This window comes from Euryarchaeota archaeon, from assembly GCA_016207515.1.
Taxonomy (GTDB): domain Archaea; phylum Thermoplasmatota; class SW-10-69-26; order JACQPN01; family JACQPN01; genus JACQPN01.
On record JACQPN010000005.1, the window covers coordinates 98,200 to 105,736 of the forward strand.

Sequence of the window (7,537 nt, forward strand, 5' to 3'; positions counted from 1 at the left end):
AAAACACCTCTCCTTCATGTTGGCGTCGGCCCGTTGGGCAGACGCTTCCTCCCTGGTTGTCTGAATGCGTGGAGGAATCTGCGTAGAGTGCGCGTAGTAGGCGCGCGAATATCGCGTTTGTTGAGTATGGCGACGAGTTGGCCGGCGGTCATCGTATCGGTGGCGACCGTGGACGCGACCTCCTTCCAGTCAGGGGCCTCGTCCGGGTCACGGCGGACATCTGCGGGGACGATGTCCGTGTCCGTCGTCCTTTCGGCATCCTGGGCCGTATTGGCGTGGTTTTGCGTGGGGGACGTCGTCTTGTCCGCCTCAGGGACATCTGTCCGCTCCGTGTCCGGCACATCGGCTACGAGGACGTCAGGCACTGCTTCCATTGCGAAGAGGCCCCCGACCGTTTTCTCTAACTCTTTCGTGACCGCATAGAACTGGAGGACGGGCTCGGACGCCGGGTGGTGGTTGTGAAGCGGCGGTCGGAACGCGACGAACGCGGAGCCGTATTCCGGGTAATGGTAGGCGCCCTGTCCCTGCTGGAGCCTTGGTATCGTTTTTTGGAAGTCCGACCCGAAGGTCTGGCCTGCGCGCTTCAAGTCTTCCCCGTAGTGGGTGTTCATCTGGATGACTGTGGCGCAGTTGTTCCTGATCGCGGGCGGGAGGTCGATGGCGTTTTGCGAGACGGCCATTAGGCCGACGCCTTTCGCGCGCGCCGTCCGTGCCACGAGTTCGAGGGTCGGCTGGAGGTTCTTTTCGCGGAGGTATCGGTGCGCCTCTTCGAGGGCGACGAGTAGGCGTAGCTCCTTCGAGTCCGGCCACGTCTTCATCTTCTCTAGGATTTCGTTGAGGATTCGAGCAATGAGGCCCGCTTCTTGCTCATCCGTCATGTTCGGCGACGAGAGTATCGTCAGGCTTCGCCGTTCCATGACTTTCTCGATGGTCGTGTTCCACGAATCCCGTACCTCCAGTTCGAATGGACGGGCCATTTCGGGCTTCATGGAGAACTGTTCGTACTTCTTGATTGCGAATGTCGACGCCGGCACGAGGAATCCGGTCCAGGAGCGCGTCGGGTCCATGACGAGGACCGGAATCCTGTTCAAGAGGGCGCCTTCCACGATCAGGGACGCGGTGACGGACTTGCCGCTGCCGCTTCCGCCGATGACGGTTGTATGTCGTGGTCCCTGCTCGTCCAAGTCGTAGAAGACGGGGATTCTGCTCGGGCCAAGGTCTGCGCCCATCGCGAGGCCCATGTATGCCAACCGGCGACTCTTGTCGGCTTCCAAGGTGGGAAAACGGACGAGGTCGGGGAGAGGCGCATTCCCCGCACTCGCGAATGTCTTGTTGAGGAACTTCTCCAAAGCATTGTCGAAGGATTCCCTGGACGTAAGCGAGAAGGTGGCTTCTAGGGCATTGGCCAATGACGCGGCCAACGGATGTTGGACTCCGCGGATCCTGGTTGGGTCGGCGGCGAAGATGGTAGATAGACCAAAGTACGGGTCTGCCTCAGCAACCTCTAGCCCGATGGCGGCGAGTTTTCGGGCTAGTTCCGCGCTTTCTCTGGCGACTTGTGCGATGGCTTCCCGGACGCTCGGATTCTTGCGACCGACGACGAAAATCGGGGTGCTCCGGATCGTGAACAGCAGAGCTACGCCAAGACCCGCTTCAAGCCTCGTGGCGACTTCCTTCTCCCGCGCCTTGTCTTGCTTCTTTTCGGCGTCGAGTTCTGCAACCAGTTCTCGGCGCTTGTCTTCGAGCTCATTGATGCGATTGCGGCGCGTGAACTCTATCCGACTTTTCAAGGCGGAGGCCCGCTCCTTGGCCTGGTCGCGCAACTCGCCGAGTCGGAACCGTTCGGTCGCCTGGAACGGTTGTGTCAGGTAGTGGTGCCCAATAAGGAAGTTGGATTCACCCGCGCGCTTGATGATGTCCTTTTCCAAGCCGAAGATTTCTTCCCGCCGGTTCCGGAGATGGTCCTGGGCCACGTCCACGTCGCGGACGCCGCGCCACTCCTTGTAATCCGCCCGCTCCCGGGCCAATTCCGCGTCGACTTTCTTGAGCGCGTGGACGAGATAATCGCCTTCCACGCGGGCCGGTGGGAGGCCCCGCTCGGCCATGGCCTGCGTCGGTGCCGTTCGGAAGAGTTCGAGGCTCACGGAATGGCCCGATAGGACGGCATCGAGTCGCACCGGGTCAAGTTCCTTCACATCGACCGCGGTCGTCGCGAGTTTCTTGAACGCTTGAACGACGGACGCGCCCCCCTCATCGCCCAAGACTGAGACGACGACTTGTTTCGTCGTGTCCATGAAGAGGCTCACTTTGACTCGAGCTCGGCGGTAGTGGCCGAGATAGGTGAGTGTCAGGCGCATCGCCTCGCACGAATATTACAATAGGGCTGACAGGACGGCCCGTCCACGGGTTTACGCTGTTTTTCAGCCTTCACCCGCATCACCCCGCACAACCTCTCTTTTCAACCCCTCTTTTTCCTTTCTTGTCTCCTCTGTCTCTTCGTTTCTCTTGTTCCTTTCTTTCTCTTTCTTCTCTCCTCTTTTTCCGTTCTCTTCGTTTCGCCCGTTTTCTCCTTTCTCATTCGCGTCTCCATTTTTTTCGTCGTCTCGTTCGTCTCCCGCGTCTCCGTCCTCTTCCGTTTCCTCTGCTTCTTCGTTTTCTCTTTTGTTCCTCAGTTTGTAGATGAGTGGTACGTTCGGGAATGTTCTGATGCCGTGTTTTCTTGCTAGTTCGAGTGCTTTTTCTGAGAGGGTCGTGTTTGTCATGAAGAAGGCTCTGCCGTTGTAGAAGATGGTGTCGCTGTTTGCTCGTTTGAGTTCGTGGTGGAAGTGTTCGATTTCGCTGGGTCGTATTTGTCGTTGGTCGCTTCTGTATTTGGCTTCTACGAGGATGACTTGGGCGTTGAGGCTTTGGTCTCGGATTACGATGTCGAATCGGATGCCGTACCATGGGTATCGGATTCCGAGGATCCAGTATCGTCTGTCGAGGAGGAAGTTCGCGCAGCTCATGAGGTATGGAAGCTCAATGCTCTTCTGTCCGCGAGAGCGGAGGATTTTCCCCTTTTTTCCGGTCATGTCGAACGCCTCACAAGGTCTCGATCTCGAACTCTGCGAGGCTGGGTCCTTCTCGTTCGAGGACTTGGTCGACTTGTCTTGCGACGCGTAGCGGTGGCCGTTTCTTGCTCCATTCTTCGTCGAGCCGCTTGAGACTCTTCTCGGCCATGTGGCCTGGCACCAACTGGTATCGGTTTCTTGGATCGCTGTGCCAGTAAGCAACGTCCGTGTCACGGATGGAGACGTTCTTCGTCCCGTTTACGTCGGTTTTGAAGTGATAGGGATCGACTATCTTCGTGATGGTGGCGAGTTGGCCGTCGTGTGATCGCAGTTTGGCTTGGTAGTCGCCTGCTAGGGCAACCACAAGGCCTGGATAGTACTTCGTCACCGGAATTTCGCGCTTGTCGCGCCAGATCGTATATTGGCCCGTGAATTTGGGCGGTTTGGCGTAGAATTCATTCGCGCTGTACATGAGGCCCTGTGGTCGTAGGATTCGGGCGTGTTGGACGTCGTCGTGGAGGAGTTGGTGTTTCGTGCGGTAGACGCGTACTTCGCTACCGTAGGCGCGGCATTCGCTGCCGAGCCGCCAGTATTCTCGCCCGATTACGGTTTGGCGTAGTTTTCGCGCTAGGAGTTGGGCGAGGCTCTTGTTGTAATCGTTCTTCTCGCCGAAGTCCTCGTAGAGGGTCCATTCGCCGCGCTCGTGCGGATTCTTGAAACCCTCGGGGCTGCCGATGTACTTGTCGCGGAGAGCCTCGTAGGGGGTGCCGTTCGATGGTCCCATGTCTCATTACTTCTCGAAGGCACTTCTTGAAATCGAACGAAGACTACGTGGTTTCTTGGTGGGCCTTAGCCGCCGTAGCGGAAGCGTTGTGCCCCCGTTACGATCACGACGCTGGGCCTTCATGGGGCGCTACGTCAGCGCCTAACGTCTTGGCAGGATCTGTCCATGCCGCCGGCACGATAGTGTACAGGGCCTCCACACTTGGCGGGTGCTCCAACCCAATGTGGGTCCATGGCACTTTCATCGTGCGGCGCCTCCAGCAGCAGGTGCCAAACCTCTTACCGCTTCCGCACCGGCATTTGGATGCCATCCCTTCCTTGTGGTACCTCTTCGGCGACACTTCGCGCGGCGTTTCGTCTACTGTAAAACCCTGAAGCGGGCTGAGGGCCCTTTCGGCCAAAGCCTTGACCCTCACCATGCTGTTGGAGTTGTCGGTCGGCTCGCCTTCGATTGCCGTGATTATGCAACGCTTGTCAAGTGGGGTATCAGTAAGTGAGACGCCTAGCAGTTGTACGTCCGAGATGGTGGCATGGACAAACTCCCCCATGTGAAGTTCTCCAGGGATGTGCGGGCATTCCGGCATGTATGGGTCCTTTCCGCAGACCGAACATTCGCGCTTGAGCGCAACGAATTCGATGCTGTTGAACATCTTGTATGGGTACAACTGCATTATTCGCTTGGTGAGGATTTCCAGGGTTTTCAGGCCCCAGCGGGACAGGTCTACGTATCTTGCCAGTCGCTTGCACTCTTCTTCAACTGTGACGAGATCGCTCCACCCGTCTCCGTACTTGCCTTCGCGGAAGGACCGCCATGCGCCGGCGAATGCACCGACACACGTCAGATAGACTTGGACTATACGTAGGGCGTTGGCCTTCGGTTCGTCAGCGCCGGCGAGTGCCGCCTGCCTTTGAGTCTCGGCTCGTTCCGTAAGTCGAGCAAAGCATTTGTCGAACGTAGACCAATCGGCTCTGTGGAGAGACGTCCAGAGCCCCTGAAGGTCCTGGAGGGCGCTCGGGCCCAGAAGAAGAATTCCTACCTCGAGCGCTCGTCATCACCCTTGAGCAGGCGGGCTGTTATTTTCCCCGTTTGGGCGTCGGCAATGAATTCGCCGGCGGGGCCCTCGTAGCGGAGCGTCGTCGACTTTCCTTGTTCCTCAATGGCCACCTCGAAATGCATCGTGGCCTCGGGCGCCTTGCTACCGTACTTCCTGGCGAGATATTCGACGACAAGGCCGGACAGGATGCCAAGGCCGAGCTCCCCCAAGACGATGAAGCCGCGGAGCCAGACTTCGTCCGAGTGAAGACCCATAGTTCCCTTTTTTGGGTCCCACGCGATCGCCACACGCTGGTCCCCATGCGCCACGCGCTTGGCAAGGTCCACCGCATCATGATCAAGGCCGACGCCGCCACGTAGGGTAATAGGCGCGATTATCACGAGCGCATGCGGCAGGGCAGTCTTCGACTCCTCGACTGTCTTGGCTGCCACTTCGGCAACTGTTTGCCCACCGGATTCGACGGTCCAAATCGGTTTCTTGGCCTTGAACAGGCCGGACTTCGTAGTTCTTTTCGACGGCAATCACGAACCTCCTGTAGCCCATTGCGACGGGCGCCGGAAAGAGGGGCCAGAAATCGTATAAGGTCTTGCTCTCTATCCCTCGCCCGGGTTGCTTCAACTAATCGGCCCGCCTCCCCGGGCGCCCGCCGTATGCCGGGCTCTACCCCGCTCCTCCGACCGTTGCCTGCTTGCCGAGGTTATCCAAGGCGGGGAATTCCTCGTCAGCAGGCACAAGATCGAGCCATGGCCTGAATCGGCTGGCGGCAGCTACCGCGTAATTTTGGCAATCGCGTGTCGTCCCCACTGGGTCGTCATTGGTATTTAAATAGTGGGTTCGGCAACGTTCGTGTTACGCCGGCGATCGTGACCATGTTCTAGGGTCCGGTCGTCCTGGCGAAAAAGTTCGGAGGGGGGATGTGGGATTGATAGCGAGGCAGTGTGGGGAATGTTCGGAGAGGGCGGTTTTTCAAGACGTAGAGTTCGGCAGGGAGCGGAGCGAGGTTTGGGAGGTCTTCGTTTGCCCCAATGGGCACCGACACAGGGTGAAGATGGGTGGCAAGAAGAAGCGAAATGGGAGGCGGTCAGCGTGAGGCCAGAACTTGGTACTCGTGTCAGGGATCTTGAGCGCGTCATTCGCTTGTTGGATGCGTGGGAGGCGAGGCTTGATGGTCGCGCCTAGTCCATGTCAGGGCGAGGATGGGCGTTGTTATTTCCTCGTCCAAATTCATGATGGTCTCTTGACCAAGTTTGCGATGACCATCCTGATGGGGCGTATGATCATGAAGAAGCCCTTGTGGCGGCACTTCTCGTGGTGGTGGCGTTATCGGAAGGATCAGGCGCGCGTCGTGCTCCGAATGCTAGAAGGCGCGTATCCCGGCGTCGTCCTCTCTTGTCGCGGCCTGACGCTTCCCAGGGACCAGTTGCAGGGTCAGACGGGGTTCAATGTGAGCTACGAGGCCACAACGCAAGACCTGGCCCGCGAGGAAGAGGGCGATGAGGACTTGGACGGCGAACCTCGGCCGGATCCCGATGACGTAGGGGAACCCAGCCAATTGGCGCGCGCCTTAGATGCCGGCCCCATCGCCGGATTCGCCGGGTAGACGGCCGGTCGGCCGTCGAACTCGTGGGGCGGGCGGGCTCGGCGGGCGAAAGCGTCGTCGAGAGAATTGAAACCGCCGGAGCCGGCCGTCATCACGAGTTTGCTTTTGACGCCGGCGGCAGGCTTGAATAGGCCGGGGACGCATTCCGCGCCGGCGCTGATCACGCCGCCAAGGAGTTCCAGACTTGAACGAGACGTCGAAAGCCGGCCAAGCCCTGTTGGGCGACTGGAGAATCACGGAGACCGAAGTCTGGGATCGTGAAGCCCTCGATCTGGTAGCCGAAGCCACGTTGACCTTGGGTGCGAAGGGTCAGGGCCACGCCTCCTTCATTGCCGTCGAGTTGGATCTCGACTATCGCGTCGTCATGCGTGACGGCCTTCCCGGTATCGAGTTCAGTTTCCGTGGAATCGATGAAGGAGACGAGGTGGCGGGTCGCGGCTACGCCGTGCTAAAGGATGGACAGCTTGAGGGACGCATGTTCTTTCACCAAGGCGATGATTCATCATTCGTCGCCACACGCAAACCAAATAAAGGACCGCACGCCAATGAATCTGCCCAACCGACTCCGCGCTCGACTCGCGGCGGCTGACTCCGGCGTTATGCCGTTGCCACATAACGTGGGATGGAGAGGTATTATGTGGACGCGAGAAGTCGCGGCTTATGGACTCCCTTCTAACCAGACGGCTGCCAGACCGGACGACACTCGCGCATGCAGTCGTTGAAGGGAAAACCTCTCAATAAGGAGTTAGGCGGCGAGAGGCGCTCGCGGATTGGGATTCATGACAACAAAAGGTTCCTCGCCATCTCGGCAAGCCTCGACCGTGGCAGATGGTCACAACATCCAGGACATCTTGCGCAGTGCGGTCAATCCAACGTCGCCAGCTAACCCCTTGGTCTTCTTCGTTGGCGCTGGAATTTCCATGCCGTCAGGTGTCGTGTAACTCGCTAATCCGACCCGCCTTGTAACTCTAAAACCGACCCCCCTGGCCGGCGGCGACCGTATCGCCGCCGGACCTTGAAAACCTTCTCCCGATTCCCGGGAAGATACA

General features: G+C 58.7%; 7 protein-coding genes. 2 read left to right on the forward strand and 5 right to left on the reverse strand.

Features of this window, described 5'->3' with window-relative positions:
• Positions 1-14 precede the first annotated feature (14 nt).
• The 5 genes from HY556_02845 to HY556_02865 form a co-directional block, all read right to left on the reverse strand.
• Entirely contained in the window at positions 15-2,306 is a 2,292-nt protein-coding gene (locus HY556_02845; protein ID MBI4392720.1) for a DUF87 domain-containing protein, read from the reverse strand.
• A gap of 114 nt (positions 2,307-2,420) precedes the next feature.
• Entirely contained in the window at positions 2,421-3,071 is a 651-nt protein-coding gene (locus HY556_02850) for a hypothetical protein (GenBank protein MBI4392721.1), read from the reverse strand.
• Between the two features lie 10 nt (positions 3,072-3,081).
• A complete protein-coding gene (locus HY556_02855; GenBank protein ID MBI4392722.1) occupies positions 3,082-3,834 on the reverse strand; it encodes a hypothetical protein in 753 nt (250 codons plus the stop codon).
• A 103-nt stretch (positions 3,835-3,937) separates the two neighbouring features.
• On the reverse strand, positions 3,938-4,504 hold the full coding sequence (locus HY556_02860; GenBank protein ID MBI4392723.1) for a hypothetical protein: 567 nt from the start codon (positions 4,502-4,504) through the stop codon (positions 3,938-3,940).
• 362 nt (positions 4,505-4,866) lie between these two features.
• The gene (locus tag HY556_02865; protein ID MBI4392724.1) at positions 4,867-5,409 is read right to left on the reverse strand and encodes a hypothetical protein; all 543 of its coding nucleotides are present in this window, start codon (positions 5,407-5,409) and stop codon (positions 4,867-4,869) included.
• A 731-nt stretch (positions 5,410-6,140) separates the two neighbouring features.
• Between HY556_02865 and HY556_02870 the strand changes: the two genes are divergently transcribed.
• Both HY556_02870 and HY556_02875 read left to right on the forward strand, forming a co-directional pair.
• Positions 6,141-6,488, forward strand: coding sequence for a hypothetical protein (locus HY556_02870; protein ID MBI4392725.1), 348 nt, complete (start codon positions 6,141-6,143; stop codon positions 6,486-6,488).
• A gap of 184 nt (positions 6,489-6,672) precedes the next feature.
• The gene (locus HY556_02875; GenBank protein MBI4392726.1) at positions 6,673-7,077 is read left to right on the forward strand and encodes a hypothetical protein; all 405 of its coding nucleotides are present in this window, start codon (positions 6,673-6,675) and stop codon (positions 7,075-7,077) included.
• Positions 7,078-7,537 lie beyond the last annotated feature (460 nt).

Bases quoted from the DNA above. Each gene is read 5' to 3' on its own strand.
- HY556_02850 (MBI4392721.1), bottom strand. From the start codon at position 3,071: ATGACCGGAAAAAAGGGGAAAATCCTCCGCTCTCGCGGACAGAAGAGC.
- HY556_02855 (MBI4392722.1), bottom strand. From the start codon at position 3,834: ATGGGACCATCGAACGGCACCCCCTACGAGGCTCTCCGCGACAAGTAC.
- HY556_02860 (MBI4392723.1), bottom strand. From the start codon at position 4,504: ATGCAGTTGTACCCATACAAGATGTTCAACAGCATCGAATTCGTTGCG.
- HY556_02870 (MBI4392725.1), top strand. From the start codon at position 6,141: ATGACCATCCTGATGGGGCGTATGATCATGAAGAAGCCCTTGTGGCGG.